22 protein-coding genes and 1 riboswitch are annotated in these 22,000 nt (G+C 33.2%); of the genes, 19 read left to right on the forward strand and 3 right to left on the reverse strand.

The window, feature by feature from the left end; all coding sequences use genetic code 11:
* Nucleotides 1-11: 11 nt before the first annotated feature.
* The 14 genes from B9Y54_RS08730 to B9Y54_RS08795 all read left to right on the forward strand — a co-directional run bounded on the left by B9Y54_RS08730 (nucleotide 12) and on the right by B9Y54_RS08795 (nucleotide 13,761).
* Nucleotides 12-449, forward strand: coding sequence for an N-acetyltransferase (locus tag B9Y54_RS08730; protein WP_234987883.1), 438 nt, complete (start codon nucleotides 12-14; stop codon nucleotides 447-449).
* 3 nt (nucleotides 450-452) lie between these two features.
* Complete coding sequence (locus B9Y54_RS08735; RefSeq protein ID WP_085559891.1) at nucleotides 453-1,220, forward strand: segregation/condensation protein A; 768 nt, start codon at nucleotides 453-455, stop codon at nucleotides 1,218-1,220.
* 3 nt (nucleotides 1,221-1,223) lie between these two features.
* The gene (gene scpB, locus B9Y54_RS08740) at nucleotides 1,224-1,805 is read left to right on the forward strand and encodes an SMC-Scp complex subunit ScpB (RefSeq protein ID WP_085559892.1); all 582 of its coding nucleotides are present in this window, start codon (nucleotides 1,224-1,226) and stop codon (nucleotides 1,803-1,805) included.
* A 44-nt stretch (nucleotides 1,806-1,849) separates the two neighbouring features.
* Nucleotides 1,850-2,587: a pseudouridine synthase gene (locus B9Y54_RS08745; protein WP_085559893.1), complete on the forward strand. Its 738-nt coding sequence runs from the start codon at nucleotides 1,850-1,852 to the stop codon at nucleotides 2,585-2,587.
* A gap of 143 nt (nucleotides 2,588-2,730) precedes the next feature.
* Nucleotides 2,731-3,453: a response regulator transcription factor gene (locus tag B9Y54_RS08750; RefSeq protein WP_085559894.1), complete on the forward strand. Its 723-nt coding sequence runs from the start codon at nucleotides 2,731-2,733 to the stop codon at nucleotides 3,451-3,453.
* 8 nt (nucleotides 3,454-3,461) lie between these two features.
* Entirely contained in the window at nucleotides 3,462-5,267 is a 1,806-nt protein-coding gene (locus B9Y54_RS08755) for a HAMP domain-containing sensor histidine kinase (RefSeq protein ID WP_085559895.1), read from the forward strand.
* 77 nt (nucleotides 5,268-5,344) lie between these two features.
* A riboswitch (FMN riboswitch) is annotated at nucleotides 5,345-5,467 on the forward strand.
* A gap of 137 nt (nucleotides 5,468-5,604) precedes the next feature.
* Nucleotides 5,605-6,210, forward strand: a complete 606-nt coding sequence (locus B9Y54_RS08760) for an ECF transporter S component (RefSeq protein ID WP_085559896.1) — start codon at nucleotides 5,605-5,607, stop codon at nucleotides 6,208-6,210.
* A 133-nt stretch (nucleotides 6,211-6,343) separates the two neighbouring features.
* Nucleotides 6,344-7,414 carry a YpbB family protein gene (locus B9Y54_RS08765; RefSeq protein WP_085559897.1) on the forward strand — a complete coding sequence of 357 codons (1,071 nt, stop codon included), beginning with the start codon at nucleotides 6,344-6,346 and terminating at the stop codon, nucleotides 7,412-7,414.
* Entirely contained in the window at nucleotides 7,404-8,849 is a 1,446-nt protein-coding gene (locus tag B9Y54_RS08770; protein WP_090005009.1) for a RecQ family ATP-dependent DNA helicase, read from the forward strand. Before B9Y54_RS08765 ends, B9Y54_RS08770 begins: the two co-directional genes overlap by 11 nt.
* 62 nt (nucleotides 8,850-8,911) lie before the next feature.
* Nucleotides 8,912-9,514 carry a LysM peptidoglycan-binding domain-containing protein gene (locus B9Y54_RS08775; RefSeq protein ID WP_085559899.1) on the forward strand — a complete coding sequence of 201 codons (603 nt, stop codon included), beginning with the start codon at nucleotides 8,912-8,914 and terminating at the stop codon, nucleotides 9,512-9,514.
* A gap of 75 nt (nucleotides 9,515-9,589) precedes the next feature.
* Nucleotides 9,590-10,264: a (d)CMP kinase gene (cmk, locus tag B9Y54_RS08780; protein WP_085559900.1), complete on the forward strand. Its 675-nt coding sequence runs from the start codon at nucleotides 9,590-9,592 to the stop codon at nucleotides 10,262-10,264.
* Nucleotides 10,265-10,459: 195 nt separating this feature from the next.
* Nucleotides 10,460-11,689: a 30S ribosomal protein S1 gene (rpsA, locus tag B9Y54_RS08785; protein ID WP_085559901.1), complete on the forward strand. Its 1,230-nt coding sequence runs from the start codon at nucleotides 10,460-10,462 to the stop codon at nucleotides 11,687-11,689.
* A gap of 190 nt (nucleotides 11,690-11,879) precedes the next feature.
* A complete protein-coding gene (der, locus tag B9Y54_RS08790; RefSeq protein ID WP_085559902.1) occupies nucleotides 11,880-13,193 on the forward strand; it encodes a ribosome biogenesis GTPase Der in 1,314 nt (437 codons plus the stop codon).
* Nucleotides 13,194-13,485: 292 nt separating this feature from the next.
* Nucleotides 13,486-13,761, forward strand: a complete 276-nt coding sequence (locus B9Y54_RS08795; RefSeq protein ID WP_034550006.1) for an HU family DNA-binding protein — start codon at nucleotides 13,486-13,488, stop codon at nucleotides 13,759-13,761.
* 407 nt (nucleotides 13,762-14,168) lie between these two features.
* Here B9Y54_RS08795 and B9Y54_RS08800 read toward each other — a convergent pair whose 3' ends face one another.
* Together B9Y54_RS08800 and B9Y54_RS08805 are read right to left on the reverse strand one after the other, a co-directional pair.
* A complete protein-coding gene (locus tag B9Y54_RS08800) occupies nucleotides 14,169-14,369 on the reverse strand; it encodes a hypothetical protein (RefSeq protein WP_085559903.1) in 201 nt (66 codons plus the stop codon).
* 285 nt (nucleotides 14,370-14,654) lie between these two features.
* A complete protein-coding gene (locus B9Y54_RS08805; protein ID WP_085559904.1) occupies nucleotides 14,655-14,966 on the reverse strand; it encodes a hypothetical protein in 312 nt (103 codons plus the stop codon).
* 533 nt (nucleotides 14,967-15,499) lie between these two features.
* Between B9Y54_RS08805 and B9Y54_RS08810 the strand changes: the two genes are divergently transcribed.
* The 4 genes from B9Y54_RS08810 (at nucleotide 15,500) to B9Y54_RS08825 (ending at nucleotide 19,592) form a co-directional block, all read left to right on the forward strand.
* Entirely contained in the window at nucleotides 15,500-16,765 is a 1,266-nt protein-coding gene (locus B9Y54_RS08810; protein WP_085559905.1) for a tetratricopeptide repeat protein, read from the forward strand.
* A gap of 47 nt (nucleotides 16,766-16,812) precedes the next feature.
* Nucleotides 16,813-17,388 (forward strand): ReoY family proteolytic degradation factor, encoded by a 576-nt coding sequence (locus tag B9Y54_RS08815; protein WP_085559906.1) that lies wholly within the window; start codon nucleotides 16,813-16,815, stop codon nucleotides 17,386-17,388.
* 189 nt (nucleotides 17,389-17,577) lie between these two features.
* Nucleotides 17,578-18,369 (forward strand): 4-hydroxy-tetrahydrodipicolinate reductase, encoded by a 792-nt coding sequence (gene dapB, locus B9Y54_RS08820; protein ID WP_085559907.1) that lies wholly within the window; start codon nucleotides 17,578-17,580, stop codon nucleotides 18,367-18,369.
* Entirely contained in the window at nucleotides 18,366-19,592 is a 1,227-nt protein-coding gene (locus B9Y54_RS08825) for a CCA tRNA nucleotidyltransferase (protein WP_085559908.1), read from the forward strand. The genes dapB and B9Y54_RS08825 overlap by 4 nt, the downstream gene beginning before the upstream one ends.
* A 140-nt stretch (nucleotides 19,593-19,732) precedes the next feature.
* On the opposite strand, the gene B9Y54_RS08830 is transcribed toward B9Y54_RS08825, so the two are convergent.
* The gene (locus B9Y54_RS08830) at nucleotides 19,733-21,013 is read right to left on the reverse strand and encodes an AI-2E family transporter (protein ID WP_085559909.1); all 1,281 of its coding nucleotides are present in this window, start codon (nucleotides 21,011-21,013) and stop codon (nucleotides 19,733-19,735) included.
* Nucleotides 21,014-21,454: 441 nt separating this feature from the next.
* Here B9Y54_RS08830 and B9Y54_RS08835 point away from each other — a divergent pair, with 441 nt between their 5' ends.
* Entirely contained in the window at nucleotides 21,455-21,928 is a 474-nt protein-coding gene (locus B9Y54_RS08835; RefSeq protein WP_085559910.1) for a hypothetical protein, read from the forward strand.
* Nucleotides 21,929-22,000 lie beyond the last annotated feature (72 nt).

The raw sequence follows: 22,000 nt of genomic DNA on the forward strand, positions 1-22,000 counted from the left end.
GAGGTTGTTACATGAATAAAATCTTTATGGGGGGTAAACAGAATATGTTACTCGATTATAAAAATAATTATGAGAAGATTACAATGGGTCTATTATCATTTATACCTGATTTTAAAGATGTTGATCGACTTAAATTTGAATTAGATTGGTATCAACAAGAAGAAAACCGGAAAATTTTTTTATGGCGTGGAGAAGAAACACAAGATATGATAGCTGTAATAGGTGTTGAGGTTGATGATGAATTCGTTTTATTGCGTCACATTTCTATCAATCCCTCTTTTCGTAATGAAGGGATCAGTTATAAAATATTAGAAGCACTAGATAGTCATTTCTCCAATCAAAAAATTATCGGAACAATAGAAACAGCTCAGTTAATTATTAAGTGGGAGCAAGAAAAAAATAAGAGGTCTCACTTATTAGCTGCTGATACTAACCAGGAAGAAGAATAAGCAATGTCTAAAATTAATGTGAAAATTGACGCTTTTGAAGGTCCGTTAGATTTGTTGCTTCACTTAATCCAGCGAATGGAATTAGATATTTACGATATTCCAATTGCTGAAGTAACCGCACAATACTTTGCCTATATCAAAACGATGAACGTGTTGAAATTAGATGTTGCTGGAGATTATTTAGTCATGGCAGCAACTCTAATGGCCATTAAAAGCAAACTGCTCTTGCCTAACCAAGAAATAATTCTGGACGATGACGCATTAGATTATTTTGAAGAAGGACAAGATCCACGTGATGCTTTAGTTGAGCAATTGCTAGAATACCAAAAATATAAAAAAGCCGCGGTTGTATTAAAAGATAAAGAAGAAGAGCGGAATCAATATTACACGAGAGAACCACAAAATCTCGAGTTTCTCCAACAAAATATACCCTTAGAACCAATGGAACTGACGACAGATGATTTAGTTGTTGCTTTCAATAAATTATTAACAAAACGTTTAAATAAACGGCCCCTTCAAACCCGAGTTATGGCAGAAGAAACAACGATTACTGAGAAGATGGCCTTTATTTTAAGTCAACTTTCTTTGACGACTCAAAAAGATGGGCTATTATTTTCTAATCTCTTTGTTGAGCCGACAAAAAAAGAGATGGTTGCAACCTTCATGGCCATGCTTGAATTAATTAAAGAAAAATCAATTGTTTTTAAACAATCTAAAAAATATGGAGAAATTTTTGTGTACTCAACAAAAAGTAAGGATGAGAGGGATTAACGGATGAATGAAACAGCAGCCATTGAAACTTTGCTTTTTGTAGCAGGAGATGAGGGGTTAACTTTAAATGAGATGGCTGCCCTTTTGGGTTGTTCGACGCAGCATGCCTATCGCTTATTAATGGAGTTACAAAAAGAATGTGAACTGTCTGAGAAACGTGGTCTAACTTTGTTAGAAGCTGGTGAACAGTACCAACTAGTGACTAAAAAAAATTATGCTGATATCATAAGAAGCTATGCTATTTCGCCGCTATCGACTAATTTGTCACAAGCGGCCCTTGAAACGTTAGCTATTATCGCTTATAAGCAACCTTTAACACGAATGGAAATTGACGAAATACGTGGTGTTCAAACGAGTGGTTCACTTCAAAAACTAGTCATTAGAGGGTTAATTGAAGAAAAAGGTCGTGTAGAAGGTCCTGGACGTGCTATATTGTATGGGACCTCTCATTATTTTTTAGATTATTTTGGCTTAAAAAAGTTAACTGAATTGCCAAAATTACCAGAGATAGCAGAAATGGAACAAAATTTTTCAGAGAAAGAATCAGATTTATTTTTTGAACGATTCAACGAACAATTTTCATAATACACAAAACAAAAAATTGAAATGTTAAGGAGTAGTTAAAGACGATGGAAAGATTACAAAAAGTAATGGCACATGCAGGAATAGCTTCTAGAAGAAAGTCTGAAGAACTAATTGTTAAAGGCCATGTAAGAGTGAATGGGAAACTTGTTACAGAATTAGGTGTTCAAGTAGGAAACTCAGATAAGGTAGAAGTTGATGGTGTACCGATTGATCGTGAAGAGCCTATTTATTTTTTATTAAATAAACCAAGAGGAATGATCTCAGCTGTTTCAGATGACAAAGATAGACGAGTGGTAACCGATTTGTTTACTCACGTTGAGCAGCGAATTTATCCAGTCGGTCGTTTAGACTACGATACAACGGGTGCTCTTATTTTGACTAATGATGGTGAGCTTTCACAAATGTTGATGCATCCTAAGTTTCACATCGATAAAACGTATGTGGCTAAAGTCGAAGGAATGATAGACAGACGCTCACTAAATAAGCTTGAAAATGGTATTACAATTGAAGGTAAAAAAACATCTCCAGCGAAAGCAAAAATTCTTTCAGCAGATAATGATAAAAAAATGTCTATGGTTGAATTAACTATCCATGAAGGTAAGAACCAGCAAGTTAAAAAAATGTTCAGAGCTATTGGATATCCTGTACAAAAACTTAAAAGAGAAACTTACGGAACATTAAACTTAAATGGTCTACGTCCAGGCGAATGGCGCGAACTTAAGTCTTTTGAAGTCAACCAACTTCGTAATTTAGCAAATGAAAGTAAAAAAGAACTAAATTAAACGATAAGCTTCAGATGACACTCTTGTTGTTGTCTGAAGTTTACTTCTGCATACATAATTCATATCTCTGTATGCGGACTAGAAATCGTGTATAATATAATGAATAAAGAACAATTTTTTAAAAAATAGGAGGTGCAGTATCGTTGGAAAACGAGAGACTTAACTTATTAGTTGTTGATGACGAAGAACGGATTCGACGCTTATTAAAAATGTATCTTGAAAAAGAAAATTATATCATCACTGAAGCAGATGACGGAGAAAAAGCATTAAATTTAGCAATAGAAAATGAGTATGATTTAATTCTTTTGGATCTTATGTTGCCTAAGATGGATGGCCTTGAAGTGGCTGAAAAATTGCGAGAGGTTAAAAATACCCCAATTATGATGTTAACAGCAAAAGGGGAAGAAATGAATCGGATTCAAGGATTTGAAGCCGGCGCAGATGACTATATCGTAAAGCCGTTTAGTCCTAGAGAAGTTGTTTTACGGGTATCTGCAGTATTAAAAAGAACTCACGTTGAAAAAGAACAAGAACAATTAAATCCAGATTTAATTGTCACATCTAATATTGAAATTGATAATCAATCTCATCGTGTACTAGCCGACGGTAGTCTAGTTAATCTCACTCCAAAAGAATACGATCTTTTGTTATATCTCATTCAATCTCCAAATCAAATTTTTGGAAGAGAACAATTGTTGAGAGAAGTCTGGAAGTATGAATTTTTTGGAGATCTAAGAACAGTAGATACACATATCAAAAGATTGCGAGAAAAATTAACCAAAGAATCAGAAGCAGCTGCAAAAATGATTGTAACAGTCTGGGGATTAGGCTATAAATTTAATTCTTATTCTGAAGGAAAAAAGTAGGTTAGACGATGAATAAAGTAAATAACTTAACCATTCGGATTTGGTTAATTACGGTACTACTTTTAGGATTTTGTTTTATTGCCACAACAGAGCTGTATAGTCATGTGTATCAAAATAATATACAAATGAACTATATTTCTGATTATGAAAAAATGATTCAAACAATCGAAAAACGGCTGGCAGATGACCAAAATGTTACCACTGCAAGTATGGATAATTTTAAAGCGCACGATTCTCATCTATTTATGTCTCTTCACATTGAGGGAGAACCCGTTTTAAATTTTTCTAAAGAGTCACAGAGTTTTTTCTTGAGCTACAAAGATAGTTTGTTGACTGATGCAAGTATAAAAGAAGCTTTTATTAATAAAGAAGATACACAAGTTGTTAGCGATAAAATTCGTTTTGAAAATACAAGTGGCTTGTTTATTTTTAGAGTTAAGAATCTGGTCATTGAGGGAAAAAAAGCTGTTCTTTATTCGGTTGTAGATTTATCTTTTTTAAATGAGGCCGAACAAAAAATGAATAGTTGGATTTTAAGTATTTTTGCTGTTTATGGACTTTTAGCTGTTTTATTCTTGTATTTTTTACAAAAAAATTTAGGTGAACCGCTAAATAAGTTGAGAGATATTGCTTTTGACTATGCAAAAAATGATTTCAATCAAAAAGCGTCGGTAAAATACAAAGATGAACTATCACAATTAGCTTTAGCAATGAATAAAATGAAAAAATCGTTTGAGACAACAGGAGCAGCGACTAGACAAGAAAAAGAACTTCTAGAGAAAATAGTTGCTTCTATTTCAACCGGAATATTGTATTATAATCAAGAAAAAACACTTTTAATGTCCAATCCATTAGGGGAAGAATTTCTGCGTAATTGGGATGCCTTTGAAAATGTAAAAGATTACCAATTACCTGAATTTTTAGCAGATAAAATAGATAAAGTTATTGAAAAATCAGAAAAAGTTTATGATGACCTTATGATTAATGATTTTTATTTCCAACTATCTTTGGTTCCTTTATTTGACGAAGATATGAAAAATGTTCGTGGAGTCTTAGTTTCATTAAAGGAATTAACAAAAGAACGACACTTAGATAAAATGAGGGTAGACTTTATTAGCAATATTTCTCATGAATTGCGTACGCCTTTAGTCATGATTCAAGGGTATAGTGAAGCGATTATTGATAATATTGCTGAAACAGATGAAGAAAAGCATGAAATGGCGATGATCATTAGTGATGAAGCGAAACGAATGAATCGTCTTGTTAATGAAATGCTTGACTTATCTCGTATGGAAGCTGGTTATATCGATTTAATTATTGAAGACATCTTTTTAGAAGATTTCTTTAAAAATATATTATCATTATTTAAGCGATTTGCTAATGAAAACCATGTAAAATTATTACTAGAAATTGATCCAGAGATTCGCACTTATCCAATGGATGGCGATAAAATGAATCAAGTTTTTGTTAACCTCGTTCATAATGCTATTCATCACTCATCGACAACTGAACGAGATGGTGCAGAAGTAATGATTCGAGTCCAACTAGATAAAATAATCGACGAAGTCCAGATGGAGATTGTTGATAATGGCCCCGGTATTTTAGAAGAAGATATGCCTTACGTATTTGACCGCTTTTATAAAGCAGACAAATCTCGAGTGAACAACAACTCTAATAAGGTTGGAACAGGTATTGGGTTGTCTATTGTTAAGACCATTATCGAAGAACATGGTGGTTATATTGAAGTTTCAAGTATGATAAATAAAATAACAACCTTTAGAATTCACTTTCCATATTCAGATAACACTATCTAATAGTAAGTGGAGCTTGCAAATAAAGATAATATAGCTTATACTAAAATAGTACAAATGTTGTACTAATAAAATAGACGATTCGTCTTCAGGGGCAGGGTGTAATTCCCGACCGGTGGTATAGTCCACGAACTAGATAGCATTTCTAGTTGAACTGGTTTAATTCCAGTACCGACAGTAAAGTCTGGATAAAGAAGATGGGGCTTATTTGAATATAATACTGTTCACATGCTCTGTTTAATTTTTCTGAAGAGAAATTAGACGAGCGTATTTTTTATAGTGTTTTTTTTGGTAGGCCCAAGAATGCTCAAGCTGATGAGTCCTTTCAGGAGGATTTTTTATGCAAACCCGTAATACAAAAAAATTAGTCGGTGTATCTATGCTTGCTGCAGTTGCATTCGTACTAATGTTTTTCGCTTTTCCAATCATACCAGGCGTCACTTTTTTGAAAATCGATTTTAGTGATATTCCCGTTCTGTTAGGTATGTTTTTATATGGACCAGTAGCAGGAATAGCCGTAGCGGTTATTCGAACCATTCTTCATTATGTGCAAACGGGCGGAGATGCGGGTTACCCAATAGGAGACACAGCTAGCTTGATAGCTTCCTTGGCGTATACATTACCCATTTACTACATTATGAACACGAAAGCTGAAAAAGCTAAAAATGTTGTTTTAGCTAACGTACTAGGAACGGTATCATTGACCACCGTATTATCTTTATTAAATGCTTATGTCTTAATCCCACTATACTTTTTAGTGTTGAACTTTAGTGTTGGACCAATACAAAAGTATGTCTTTTATGGGGTTGTACCTTTTAATTTAATCAAAGGTATCGTCGTTAGTACAGTCTTTATTGCCTTATACAAAAAAATGAAACCTTGGATAATTAAAAACCAAGTGAGTCAACTTACAGAAACGAGCTACCTAACATTAGAAAAAAAATAACAAGGAAATGATTTCGTATCTCTTACGAAATCATTTTTTTATTTACTTTAAATAAATTTTTAAGGAATTTATAGTGATTTTTTGGTATATTAAACGTGTATTATAAAGAAAATTAAAAAGGAGTTGTGCTGTTTTGAATAGGCTATCTTATCTTGATTATTTTTATTTATCTTTGTTTTCAAAAACGTATTCAAAAAAAGCTTCTACTATTTACCATATTTTTACTGGTAAAAAAACGGCATCAATCCTTTATAGCGCTGAAAGGTATCACCTAACTTATGTTTTTGCCTTATTTCCAAAATTAAATCGCAGTCAATTTAATAAGAGTATAGAAAAACTAGCTCATTTGAATCACCTTTCACAATCAGGAGAAAAAATGGAGTATTATTTATCAGATAGCGGAGAAAAAGAATCTGTTGGGTTTTTTAATAGCCACTATTATCCTAAACAGTTAAATTACCTTCAAAATGGGCTTGCACTCAACCATTTTTGGCGTACACTTCAATTGATTACACAAGTTTTATCTGAAGTTAGGCATAAAAATAAACTGTATACTCCAATAGAAAAAGAATGGGAAAAACAATATTGGCTCAAACTTTGGCTCAAAAAAAGCAATAAGGATAAACAAGAACTAGCAGTAATATTTGGTAATGAATGGATTTTGATTTTGAATGAACTGCCTTTAATTAACGCTGAAATACTAACTGCTAATTTATCTGGTCATAATAATACGGGCAAGACTCAAAATCAGTTAGCTGAAGCATATAAAAAAGAGGCGATTGAAGTTCATTTGATTGTGCTTGATTCGCTAGCTTGCATCGGGAAAATAATAGAGCAGTATCCTAAAAAAACGCCATTATTTTTTTCAATCTATAAAGAGATGTTGCAAACTCATGTTGGGACAACTACTAGTGCTATTTTGACGAAGCAGTATTTATTAGGAGGTTATTCAGTTGAAGATACTGCAAAGTATCGGCAACTAAAACTAAGTACAATCAATGAACATGTTATTGAAATAAGTATTATGGATCCTTTATTTGATTTATCAGCAATTTTACCATTAGATAGATTTAAAGAAATTGAGCAACTGTTAAAAGAAACACCTGCTCTTACATACCAAGAAATGCTTGAAAAAAAGCCGGAAGTTCTTTTTTTATGGTTTCGCCTAGCTCAAATAGAAAGGAATCGAAATAGTGACGAATGAGGAAAAGATTAAAGATATTTTGCTTCACCAGTTTGGTTATACTTATTTTCGTGAAGGACAAGAAGAAGCTATTTTAGCAGCTTTGGATGGAAAAGATACACTAGTTATGTTACCGACAGGTACCGGTAAATCAATTTGCTATCAAATAACAGGATACTGCTTAGAAGGGATTGTCTTGATTGTTTCTCCTCTGCTTTCATTAATGCAAGATCAAGTTGATCAAATGAAACGGATGGGAGAAAAAAGAGTCACTGCATTGAATAGTTTAATGAGTAGTGAAGAAAGAAAATGGGTTATGTCTCATTTAACTGACTATAAGTTCATTTTTTTATCGCCAGAAATGTTGCAACAAAAGTATGTTTTAGCTAAACTCAAATCGTTAACGATTAGTGTAATGGCTATTGACGAAGCTCATTGTATCTCTCAATGGGGAATGGATTTTAGGCTAGAATACTTAGGATTAGGGATGGTCCGTAAAGAATTAAATAATCCATTAACGATGGCTTTGACAGCTACAGCAACTGAAGTCGTTCGCGAAGAAATTTTAACCTCTTTATTTTTAGAGCAAGATAAGACGACTCAAATTCTATACTCTGTTGATCGTCCTAATATCGCCTTAACAACAATAAATTGTTCCCACGATAAGGATGAACAATTATTAAATCAAATTAAAAATTTATCTAAACCTGGTATTATTTATTTTTCAAGTAAGAAAAAAGCAGATCAAATAGCTTCATGGTTAAAAAAAGAAACAAGCTACACTGTTGAAAGCTACCATTCAGATATCATTAATGAAGATAAAATTAAGATACAACAGCAATTTATACAGAATGAAATCGAACTTATCTGTGCAACAAGTGCCTTCGGAATGGGAATCAACAAAGAAAATATCCGCTTTGTCATCCATTATCATATGCCCGCTAGTGTAGAGTCTTATTTACAAGAAGTAGGAAGATGTGGCAGAGACGGACAGCAAAGCATCGCTGTGTTGCTTTTCGAAGCAGGTGACCAATTCTTGCAAAAAAGGCTGCAAGAACAAAGCTTACCGAATAATGCGATGTTAGAATATGCGTATCGCCATAAAAAAATACCTGAGGGAAGTTGCAGTGAGACCCAACAACAGTTGTTAGAAAATTATCTCTCATCAGGAACACCGATTAATCAAGCTAAATCTCAAATACTTGGTAGAGAACGTCAAAAAGATCGGCAATTAGAGTATATGGTGCACTATAGTCAAACCACTGACTGCAAAAGAAGTTTTCTTCTTTATTATTTCAATGAGAAATTAATTAAGAACCCATCCTATTGTTGCTCTAGTTGTGGCTTAGACCAAGAGTTTTATGATAAAATAAAAGAAAAAGAAAAACTAACTCATTTTTCTATCTCAAAAAGTTGGAAAGAAAAGATAGAAGAGTTGTTTTTACTATCGGAATAAGGAAGACAAGATTCTTTAAGTTATGGTACAATAAAATCTAATATATTTAGGAGGAGTACTTTATGTCTAAAAAAGATTCTAAAAATAACAAAGACAATGAGGTCTGGACACGGAAATTTGAAAATAATGTAGACGATGAAAAAGATACTTCTTTAAGAGGAGCCAGGAAAAAAGCTGAAAGAGGTATTTCTCCAGTAGCTACGTCTCTTATTATTTTTTTGGCCTTATTGTTTATTTTACCAATAGCTACTTATACGTTCATTCTAAATGAACGAAGCGATGAAGAAGGATTCAAAGCTAATGAAGATAGAGTAACTATCACAAAAAGTAGCAGCAGTGAAAAACTAAGTTCCAAAAAGAAAGATTCTGCTTCTGAAAAACCGACATTATCTGTATCAACAGAAGAAGTTATTGAAAAAGCACCAGAACAGCCTGCACCAGTAGAAGAAAAGCCAATAGTTACGGAACCTGTAGCCCCTGTGACTCCAGAACCTGAAGTAAAAGAGCCTGTTGTAGAAGAAACTAGTAAGACCTATACAGTCGTTGCGGGAGATAACCTCTATCGGATTGGATTAAATCACGGGATGACAACTGCTCAATTAAGAGCCTTAAATGGTTTAACTAGCGATAGCGTGAGTGTTGGAACGGTGTTAAAAGTAAAATAGGGGAATAACTTAATTAACTAAAGGCCGTCTTTGGACGGTTTTTATTTTGAAAATAGAAAGAAGGTAGTTTTAAGAATGACGAACAAAATGATGATTGCGATTGACGGACCAGCTTCTGCTGGTAAAAGTACGGTAGCTAAACTCTTAGCAAATGAACTAGGTTACATCTATTGTGATACTGGTGCAATGTATCGTGCATTGACTTATGAAGCTTTACAAAAAGGAATAAATTTAGAAGATGAAGAAGCTTTGATTATTTTATTAGAAAAAAATGCTATTTCTTTTGAACCTACTGAAAAAAACCAAAAAGTTTATTTAAATAATAAAGAAGTAACGGAGGCCATTCGTCAACCTGACGTAACAAATTCTGTTTCTGCCGTAGCTGCACACAGTCAAGTCAGGAAAGAATTAGTAAAAAGACAACAAAAAATAGCAGATAAAGGTGGGGTCGTTATGGATGGGCGAGATATAGGTACAACGGTCTTACCCCATGCAGAAGTGAAAATTTTTCTAATCGCCAGTGTTGAAGAAAGAGCTGAAAGACGTTACAAAGAAAATAAATTAAATGGGATTGATACTCCTTTGGAACAATTAAAAAAAGAAATCTCAGATCGAGACTACAAAGACTCACATAGAGAATCTTCTCCTTTAACTAAAGCAGAAGATGCCGTCTTATTGGATACAACTAGTTTAGATATCCAACAAGTTATCGGAAAAATTAAAGAAGTTGTTAGTTCAAGAATTAGTTAAATTTTTTTAAATTAAATCGTCTCTTTCTATCTCAAAATGAGTGAACAGCAGGATAATAAAAATATTTGGTTAAAAAACAACTTGTAAAGATAAGAGTCAGGTCTATTTTTGTAGGCCTTATTCTGGCATTTTTTTATGATATTAGGTAAAATGGAATAAGAAAGAGTTATTTGGGTAAATTAGGAGGACAAAAACATGACAGATCAAAAAGACAAAAACGAAGGATTAGAACAAGAATCAATGTTGGAAGCTTTAGATAGTGTGCAAGAAATTCACATTGGTGATACTGTTAAAGGGGAAATTTTGAAAATTCAAGATAACAAACAAGTAATTGTTGGGATTCTTGGTGGAGGTGTAGAAGGTGTAATTCCTAACAATGAGTTATCTGCCGCACCTTTTGAAGATGTTACAGAGATTGTAAATGTTGGCGATATCGTTGACTTAGTTGTAATCAAAGAAATTAAAGAAAAAGAAAACGGCAGCTTTTTACTTTCTAAACGTCGTATTGATGCTAAACAAGTATGGGAAAAAATTCAAAAAGATTTTGAAGAAGGCACAATTATCGAAGCACCTGTGAAAGAAGTTGTTAAGGGTGGATTAGTTGTTGATGCAGGCGTTAGAGGATTTGTACCGGCATCAATGGTAGACATTCAATTTGTAGATGATTTTTCAGCATATAAAGGAAAAATACTTGCATTTAAAATAATGGAAATAGAACCTAGCGAAAATCGTTTAATTCTTTCACATAAAGCTGTTTTGCAAGCTGAAAGTGACTTGAATAAAAAGAAAGTTATGCAAGAATTGAAAGAAAATGATACCGTCAAAGGGAAAGTCGCTCGTTTAACAAACTTTGGTGCTTTTATTGATTTAGGTGGAGTTGACGGATTGGTTCATATTTCCCAAATTTCCTATGATCACATTAAAAATCCAGCAGATGTCTTATCGATAGGACAAGAAGTAGATGTTAAAATCCTTTCCGTTGACGAAGAAGCTGGCCGTATCTCCCTATCTATTAAAGATACGTTGCCTGGACCTTGGGATAATATTGAAGATCGTGCAGCAGTAGATACTGTTTTAGATGGTAAAGTTAAGAGATTAACAAGTTTTGGGGCATTTGTTGAAGTCTACCCAGGTGTAGAGGGACTTGTTCATATCTCTCAAATTTCTCACAATCACATTGCTACACCTCACGAAGTTTTAAGTGAAGGCCAAGAAATTAAAGTCAAAGTGCTTGATTTAAACACTGAAAATCAACGTTTATCATTAAGCATTAAGGCATTAGAAGATAAACCACAACAACAACCAAAACCACGAGAAGAAAAGTATGAGATGCCAGAAATGGACTCAGGATTTACTATTGGGGATATCCTTGGAAATCAACTTTCTGATATTACTTCTGGCAAAGAAGATACTGACCAAAACTAATTTAATCTAAACAAACAATAAGACATGTGGCAGATTCTTTAGCTACATGTCTTTATTTTCCTGAAAATAAGAATAAAAGGATGAAGTTTGTTAATTAAAGCGGTTTCATTAAGCAAAAGCTTGCAAATTCAAGCTCTGTTCTATAAACTAACTAAAGAAATAAGAAATTAATTAGAAGGAGGCTAAAGCAATGGCAAAACCAGTTATCGCCATCGTTGGTCGTCCAAACGTAGGAAAATCAACAATTTTTAACCGAATCGTAGGCGAACGTATTTCAATTGTAGAAGATATTTCAGGAGTAACTAGAGATCGTATTTACTCTCAAGCTGAATGGCTAGGCAAAGAATTTAATTTGATTGATACAGGTGGAATTGATTTAGGAGACGAACCATTCCTTGATCAAATAAAATACCAAGCAGAAATTGCAATGGAAGAAGCAGACGTGATTATCTTTATTACAAATAGTCGAGATAGTGTAACAGATGCTGATGAAAATGTCGCAAAAATTTTGTACCGTACAAAAAAACCTGTACTATTAGCAGTAAACAAAGTAGATAATCCAGATATGCGTGCCGAGATTTTTGATTTTTATACGCTTGGATTAGGTGAACCATACCCTATTTCAGGAAGCCACGGATTAGGTATAGGAGACTTACTTGATGCAGCAATCGGTCATTTCCCTGAAGAAGAAGAGGAAGAATACGATGACTCAGTTATAAAATTCAGTCTTATCGGCCGACCAAACGTTGGTAAATCTTCTATTATTAACGCTATGTTGGGTGAAGAACGTGTTATCGTATCAAGTGTAGCAGGAACAACTCGTGATGCTATTGATACACAATTCACAGATAACGAAGGAACAGAATTTGTCATGATTGATACAGCCGGTATGAGAAAACGCGGTAAAGTATACGAATCAACTGAAAAATACAGCGTCATGAGAGCACTTAGAGCGATTGAACGTTCGGATGTTGTTTTAGTTGTATTAAATGCTGAAGAAGGCATAAGAGAGCAAGACAAAAAAGTTGCTGGCTATGCACATGAAGCTGGTAAGGGAGTTATCATTGTTGTAAACAAATGGGATACTCTTGATAAAGACAACAATACTGTCAAAGATTTTGAAAGAGACATTCGTAGCGAGTTTGCGTACTTGAGCTATGCACCAATCGTATTTGTTTCAGCTGTTACAAAACAGCGCCTAAACAAATTACCTGAAATAATCAAACGAGTAAGTGAGAATCAACGTTTACGTATTCAATCATCTGTTTTGAACGATGTGATTTTAGATGCTGTGGCAATGAATCCTACTCCAACAGATAAAGGTAAGAGATTGAGAATTTTCTACGCAACACAAGTAGCAATAAAACCACCAACATTTGTTGTATTTGTAAATGATCCTGAGATGATGCATTTTTCTTATTCACGTTTCTTAGAAAATCGAATCAGAGACACCTTTGTTTTTGAAGGAACTCCTATACGAATCCTTACACGTCAAAGAAAATAATGGTTAAAAAGAAGAAATGAAAAAGCAAAAAAAGACATTTTAACATATTTATCAAGGTGTTACAAATAATAATCTATTTTATGTAAAAAAGCTAATAAAATAGCAAGGAATAGATTAAAATCATTGCAGTAACAGTATTTGTATGATATCTTTTTAGATGAAATGTAATTTGCAACATCTAAAACAGCATTTCGACTATCTTCATTTTTGGACCACTCAAAAATGATATTATGATTTTTATTTGCTTCGTAAAAAAAGCATCTATTTTTCTTTTCGAGGAGGTGAAATATACATGGCTAACAAAGCAGAATTAATCGAAAACGTAGCAACTTCAACAGGTTTGACTAAAAAAGATGCAACAGCAGCAGTAGATGCTGTCTTCGAAACAATCCAAACAACTTTGAGCAAAGGTGAGAAAGTTCAAATTATTGGTTTTGGTAACTTTGAAGTTCGCGATCGTGCTGCACGCAAAGGACGCAACCCTCAAACAGGGGAAGAAATCCAAATTGCTGCAAGCAAAGTTCCAGCATTCAAACCAGGCAAAGCACTTAAAGACGCAGTTAAATAATAAAAAAATAAAGACCCTTGAGAAATCAAGGGTCTTTATTTTTTTATTATTTAACTAGCAAAAAACTAGCAGAATTTTAACCTGCTAATTTTGAACGAGTACATTAGTCTAGTTTTCATAGAAGAGGATTAATTTCATTATCTTTTGACCAATACAACCTAGAACAACTTTTATGGGTATTCTCTTTTTGGATAATAAGAAGAGATAAGCTTGTTTAAAGATATGAGTGGCTAAACTATCATTGTTTCGTTTAACTCGTTCGAGAGCGCGCTTAAATGCCGAATTAGATCGATTCTTATCTAAGAGGTCTATTTTTAATACCGAAAAGGTCACTTCTTTTCAACTGGTCAGTTTTTTTGAGTTGAACCAACTAATTTATCTGATTTCACAAATGGCTAAAGCGCTATTTATTTAAAAAGATCAAATATCGAAAAGCTCGTTTTCTTATAAACTTTATTGTAAGCAGCTTTCTTAGGATTCTTTATCCAGCCCATTCCTTTTTTGCCGTAACCAGGTATAACAGCTTTTTTAAAAGCTCGTTTCGCTCTACCTGTCGTTCTAGCTGAAATAGATTTTTTAATGCTTGGCTTTCTTAATCCGAATTTCATTTTCCTCACTCCTTTTCTTCAGTTACCTTTTCTTCAGTTACCTTTTCTTTGATTGTTTGTAGTGGTAATAGAGTTCATTAGGGTACAATTACGAATTGCATGTTGTAAAATAAGTTTGCCTTAAAAAACAGGACTAAAAGGACTGCTCAAGAGAGGTTTCAAAATAATGGATTTTATTTTTCAATTAGTAAAAGAGCCAGCAAAACAGATCATTTGCTGGCTACAAGTTAGTAGAATTATTTGTTTGAAAGCATTTATTCAAGAGAAAGAAGCTGTTAGGTCGTTTTATTCGAACTCTAATTCAACTAACATCTCATCTAAATTCTCGATAGATTCGGTCTTTTCGATATATTCAACCCATGATTTGTAAGGATCAGAAGAATTTTCTTTGACGACCCATTTAAATTTATCGTAAACATTTTTCATTAATTCTAACCATAATTTGTCAACGGCCCGGTCCAACTTTGTTTCGTTCCATTTTTTTGCAGGTGCTCGTCTACCATTTCGAGCTTCTTGATCAACTAAAGCTTTTTGATAAAAAGCATCTTTAGCACTTAAATTTTGTTCCATATATTCTACAAATTCTTTAAAGTTCATTCATATTCACCACCTAGTAGATTTTAGCATTGTCGCTAACTTACATAAGTTAACTACATCTTTTAGCCCATTAGGAAAAATTTAGCTTACACTATCCTTTAATAATTTTAACATAAAATAATTAGCTTTATACTTGAATTTAAAAATAAATAAATGAATGAAAATCTATTGATAAAATTAAATCTAAGTAAAAATCCTTTGTACTAAGTATTTAGATTGGTTCAATATTAACTAAATTACGAGAGGATAGATCATAAAAAGAAGTTACTGATTTAGCAGAAATAAAGGAGTGGCTACTAATTGATACACTACAAAAATGATCAATAAACTCTGTGGAAGAAAATTTTAAAGATAGTTTAAATGTTGTATGCAACTAATTAGTAGAGGGAGATAGAGTTTACTAATTCAAAACAAAAATCCTTTTTAACTAGTAAGTTTTCCTATCGTAAACATTTGTTCCCAAATGAAACAGGAATTATGTTAAAATCAATAGATATAAAATGAATGAAGGTTTATGAAAGAGGTGGGGTTATATGCATAATGGAAATAAAATGATTGAAGCTTTAGAAAACAATCAACTTGAAGAAGCAAATGCATTTTTTGCACAATCTTTAGAAGTGGATTCTGATGAACAACTTTATGATTTGGCCGATAACTTATACCATTTAGGTTTTTTAGAAGAAACAAAACAGATTTACAAACAATTATTGGAAACATACACTGAAGATGATGAATTAAAGATTGGATTAGCTGAAATCGAAATTGAGTCGAATAATATCGATGAAGCAATGGAATGGCTTCTACAAGTATCAGAGATGAGTGAATCTTACCCGCAAGCGCTATTGGTTCATGCTGATTTGTATCAAGTACAAGGATTGTATGAAGCTAGCGAACAAAAATTATTAAAAGCAAAAGAACTCTTACCTGAAGAACCGGTTATTTTTTTTGCTTTAGCAGAACTTTATTTTTCAATGGGAAAATACACTCAAGCTATTCATGGTTATGAAGAATTACTAGCTCAAGGATACAACGAATTCTCAGGCATTACATTAGCTTCTCGCTGTGGTGCTTCTTATAGCGCGCTAGGAGACTTAGAACAAGCAGCTTTATACTTTGAACAAAGCGTAGAAGAAAATGAGACAGTCGACGCTTTATTTGAATTAGGGATAACGTATTATCAGCAAAAGGAATTTAAACGTGGCAATGAATTATTTTTCAAATTAAAAAAATTAGATCCAAGTTACACTTCTGTTTACCCAAACTTAGCTAAAGGGTTAGAAGAAGAAAATCAACTTGAAAAAGCCGATGAAGTTATTCGAGAAGGTTTGCAAATGGATCAATACAATGATGAGTTATTTACTGTGGGAGCAGAAATTGCGATTAAGTTAGAAGACGAAGAGACGGCTGAAGAGTATTACCTAAAGGCTCAAGCATTGGCACCTGATAACGAAGGGTTGCAATTAGCTTACACTAACTTATTATTAAAACAAGAACGATTTGAAGATGCGATTAAACTTATTGAAGAAGCTTTGTCCCATGAACAAGTCGATCCTCAGTTTTATTGGAACGCTGCTTTAGCCTATGATAAGCTAGAAAATTACGAAAAAGCAGAGTACTCATTTAAACAAGGTCATTCTTTCTTAAATCAAAACAAAGAATTCTTGAAAAGTTACATTTATTTCCTAAGAGAAGCTGGTGAAAGAGTTGTTATTAAGACTGTACTAGCTGAATATTTAGTTTTAGAACCATCAGATGAAGAAATGTTAGAGCTTTTAGAATCAAATAATACAAACTATTAGCCCAGTAGGCTATAATAGAAGTAAGCTTGGAATAAGGAGGTTTTAAAATGGACATCAAAGTATCTTTAGAATCAAAAAAAGAATTTCTTGGTTGGTTTTTAGATTGTCATCAATTGAAAAGAAGAGAATCGATGTGGATATTAAATTATTTGTTAAATCATGATATTGTTTTAGGTAAAGTTCACTTTGTTGAAAATGTTGAGACCACACCTAGAGGAATACTGATGTCAACTATTGAAACAGATAGTAAGCCATTTTTATTTTATAAAGAAGGTATCTTATTCGAAGATCCTGAACAGGCTTTTCATGAAATACGATTAAACTGGCACGAAGATATTTACCTAGAATTAATTTTTAATGACCCTTGGAAAGCTTATCAATATTTGGGAGTATTAGAAGATAATCCTTATCACAAATGGAATGACTCTCTTGACGTAAATTTGAAAACAGAAGTAGAACAGGCATTAGCTGCACTAACTTTAAACAATCAAATAGAGATGATGATGAATCAGATAGATGCTGCTCTAGAAAACGATGACAAAGAGAGCTTTATCCAACTGTCTAACCACTTAAAAAGAATCAAAAAAAATGAATCTAAGACCGAAAAAAAACCAAATCATTAACTGGTTGGTTTTTTTTTGACATTGATGGGCTATCAAACGGGCTGCATGTCTTGCAACTTAGTGACTTTTTGGTGCTATTAAATAGAATTAAGTTAGTAGGATTACTAGTGGATTTTTTTGAATGAATAAAGAAACAAGTAGCTAAAAAAATGAGTAGGAAAAGAATCGTTTAAAGAAGGGGTGGAAATAATGATTAAAGTAGTAGTAGCAGGATTTAAAGGTAAAATGGGTTCAACAGCAACAAAAATGGTACTAGATAATGAGAATTTTACTTTAGTTGGTGTTTTAGACCCAATAGTTGAACAAAAAAATTTGAGTGGTATTCCAGAGTTTTCTTTTGCAGATGTGCCGATTTTTAACGACAAAGAAACAATGGTTCAAACAATTGATGCTGATGTCTGGATTGATTTTACAATCCCAGATGTCGCTTACGAAAATACTCGTTTTGCATTAGAAAATGGCATTCGTCCAGTAGTAGGAACGACGGGTTTTTCAGAAGAAGGTCTCAAAGAATTAACAGAATTATCGCTTTCCAATAAAACGGGGGGATTGATTGCGCCTAATTTTGCCGTTGGAGCGGTATTAATGATGCAATTTTCAGCCAAAGCTGCACGCTATTTCCCAGATGTAGAAATTATTGAACTACACCATGATAATAAATTAGATGCACCAAGCGGGACAGCTATTAAAACAGCCGAAATGATTTTTGAAGAAAGAGGCGAACACCGTCAAGGACATCCTGATGAAAAAGAGAGCCTAGCGGGTGCTCGTGGAGCTGATTATAAAGGCATGAAAATTCATAGTGTGCGTCTTCCTGGCTTGGTAGCTCATCAACAAGTTCAATTTGGTAGTATTGGTGAAGGATTGACAATCCGACATGACTCTTATGATCGTTCTTCATTTATGACTGGCGTAGCATTAGGCTGCAATAAAGTTATGGAGCTAGAAAAGATAGTTTATGGCTTGGAAAATATTCTATGATCCACGAAAATCTCCTGTTTGCGAAGGCATTACCTATCATTGCAGAAATAAAAAAGGCAGGTTATGAGGTTTATTTTGTTGGTGGGTGTGTTCGTGATGCGTTATTAAATAAAGAAATCAATGATGTTGATTTAGCTACTAGCGCGTTTCCAGCGGAAATAAAAGCTATTTTCCCTAAAACGATTGATGTGGGGATTGAGCACGGTACCGTGATGGTATTAAGAAATGATGAAACTTATGAGGTAACAACTTTTAGAACTGAATCGACTTATCAAGATTTTAGAAGACCCGATCAAGTTATTTTTGTTCGCTCATTAAAAGAAGATTTAAAGCGTCGCGATTTTACAGTTAATGCATTAGCAATGACTGAAGATGGCGAAATCATTGATTATTTTGGTGGTGTTAAGGATTTAACCAATGGATTAATAAAAGCGGTTGGTTCTCCAAGGGAACGTTTCTTTGAGGATGCCCTTCGGATGATGAGAGGGGTACGTTTTGTTAGCCAATTAGATTTTAGCATGGACTCTGAAACGAAAAAAGCTATCTTTCTTCATCGAGCCCTACTGGAGAAAATCGCTATCGAAAGAATTCAAGTTGAGTTTATGAAACTATTACTTGGTGAAGGACGTCAAAAAGGGTTAAATTTATTTGTAGAATCAGAATTGTATTCCTATTGTCCTGGATTAGCTGAGTATCAAAAAGAGCTAACGTATTTTTCTACTTTAAAAAACAAACAAAACCACAAATTGCTGTCTTCATTAGCTGCTTGGACGTTGTTGTTATTTATTTTAGGAAAACAAGAAGAAGATGTTGATTCATTTTTAAGAGCATGGAAATGTTCAAAAAAAATGATTCAGCAAGTAAAAGTAGCTTTAAGAGCCTTAACTTTAAGGGTAAAGCAACCGTTAGATAAGTTGTTATTGTATCAATCTGGCTATGCTATTATTTTAGAAGTAGAGGAATTATTAACCTTTTTAGATAAACCAGCGGACTTAACTAGACTCGAGGAGTTAACGAACCGTTTACCTATGAAAGACAAAAAAGAAATGGCAGTTAGTGGTTTTGATTTACTAGCCTATTTTAATAAAAAACCTGGCAAATGGCTAGGTTCAGCCTTAGATAAAATAGAAATAGGCATAGTATTAGGTGAAATCACTAATGAAAAAGAAGCCATTTTAAACTGGCTATCAGAAACTAATGAAATAAAAAAAGAAGATTTCTGATACGAATTAGTTGGGTGCTTACGAGTGTCAGTAACTACAGGTTGAAAAAATAAGCGCCATTACTCACAGTTTATTGACTTTGACTGAAAGTAAGGACGCTTTTTATTAACTTTATTTTTTTCAATTCAAACAACTACTAGTTACTCAGAATCGTTTTCTTTATCTTTCTCATTAGATTCATCAGAAGAATCTTTCTCAACATTGCCAACATCGTCATAGTGGGTAGTATCACCGGCTAAATCACGATCAACATCATAAGGACCAGCTACTTCAGAAAAGTAACGGTTGTACCGTTTTTTAAACTGTTCTAATAGATACTCTAGTATGACCTTAATCATTGCGAATAAAGGTACACCTAAAATAACTCCGATGATTCCAAAAATATTTCCCATTACCAACAAAACAATGATAATAGTTAAGGGATACATTTTCAGATTTTTACCCATAATGGTTGGTTCAATAATATTTCCTTGGACAAACTGACCTACTCCCCAAACGATAGCCATTTTTAATAGCATGCCAGGTGAAGTGAAAGCAGCGACAATTAAGGCAGGAATAATACCAATTGTTGCGCCAATAAAAGGTACAATAGCTGTGATAGCAGCGATAGTTGCTAAAACAAAGGCATAGTCTAAACCAATAATTAAATACCCAAAGAATAATAAAACGCCTAAACTAAGAGCGACAATAATTTCTCCTTGAATGTAGGATCTGACAACACTTGAAATACGCGTAGAGACTGTTTGAATAGCATCACGAAAAATAGGAGGAATAATTTTCATCATAAAAGGTTTAAACTTTCCTTTATCTGCTAGCATAAAAAAGAGAATAACTGGGAAAGTAACAATAACTGATACAACTGTTGATATCGTCGAAAAGACGCTAACGATTTCTTGAGAAGAGCTTCCAACCCAATCCATCACTTTTGCAGGGACATCTCCGACGATTCTATCTAAACTATTCATAGCATTTTTATAATAACTTTCAAATATACTTCCAGAAACAATTTCTTCCGACCGCTGTTTCAATGCATCTACGTAATCTGGGAAGGCTAAAACAAATTCACTGATTTGTTCGGATAAAATAGGAACTAATAGAATGATTCCGTATCCAATTAAAACTATTGAAAGAACAAAAACAATTGCTGTACCAAATTTTCTTTTGAGACCTCGTTTTTCCATCCAAGAAATCAAGGGATCTAGTAAATGATAAAAGACTACCGCAAGAATCAAAGGAGCGACAATCGTACTAAAAGTAATTTGCAATGGCTTAAAGATAAAAGAGACTTGGTTAAAAAGCATGATAAGAAGAGCAATTAAAATAAATATGACTAAAGTAAAAACTAATTTTTTACCACCCCAGAAATGAATAAAGCGACTATCTTTATCGGTCTTCGTATTTTTATTATTATTTTCCTGCATAAGTACACCTCTTTTAAATAGTAATTGTCTTTATTTTAGCATACAACTACTAGAATTATCTTCTCTTAAGGTACGAAGATAAGCTTATAAATAAAAAAGTTTTTTTTATTTATAAGCTTGAAGTTGCTATCTCCCAAAACCATACTAGTAGACTAAGAGATATTTTATTAGACGTTGGACTGTATTCGCCCAACTTTGAATACTCGCTTTTATTAACTAAAAAAGATTCACTCATTTAAAAAATAAGAAAAGATTATTTTTTAACTAATGACTTTTTTAAGAATGGATTAAAAATGATTTAGATATAACGTTGTTTATTAAATAATTATAGATACTGTGAATTCTATCACAAATAAATAACAGAAACGTTTTCTTTTCATATAGTTTATGATAAAATGAAAGTGCTCGAAGAGTACAATCATAAACAAAGGAGAGATAATTATGAAAAAAGAAGTAACTGCTTTAAAGTTTTACTTGCGTAATGGTGAAACATGGACAATTAAAAAAGAATACATTGGCGATTTATGGATCAAGCAAATTAGTAAAAGTTTTGGCCGTATTGGAGACGGTGAATTAGAAGAGATTTATCCTTGTGAATCTTTAAAAATTGAAATCCTCCCAAATGCTGATCAAGTAAACTCTGCAGATATTAACTTAGGCGGTTTAGAACTAGGAATGTTTGAAAGAATAACAAAACAACCAGATATTGAAAAAATGGATATTCTTTATGCTATACCAAATGATAAAGATGCAACTGAAGTAAATGAAAAAGACCGAGTTTATTTCCCATACCTAGCTGGTGATGTTGATGGGAATGACAATGAATACCAAACAGGACTTATTTCTGAAGATGGACATTTGTTTATAGTGATTGATCCAAATAAAACAGCTCAAGAAGTTTATCCAGGTAAATAAAAGAGTAAAAAACTACGACTATAAAAGGTCGTAGTTTTTTTGTGTTTTTAAATGGTTCATAGTATGATAGAC

Origin of the sequence: Carnobacterium iners (genome assembly GCF_900177385.1) — a bacterium.
GTDB lineage: Bacteria > Bacillota > Bacilli > Lactobacillales > Carnobacteriaceae > Carnobacterium_A > Carnobacterium_A iners.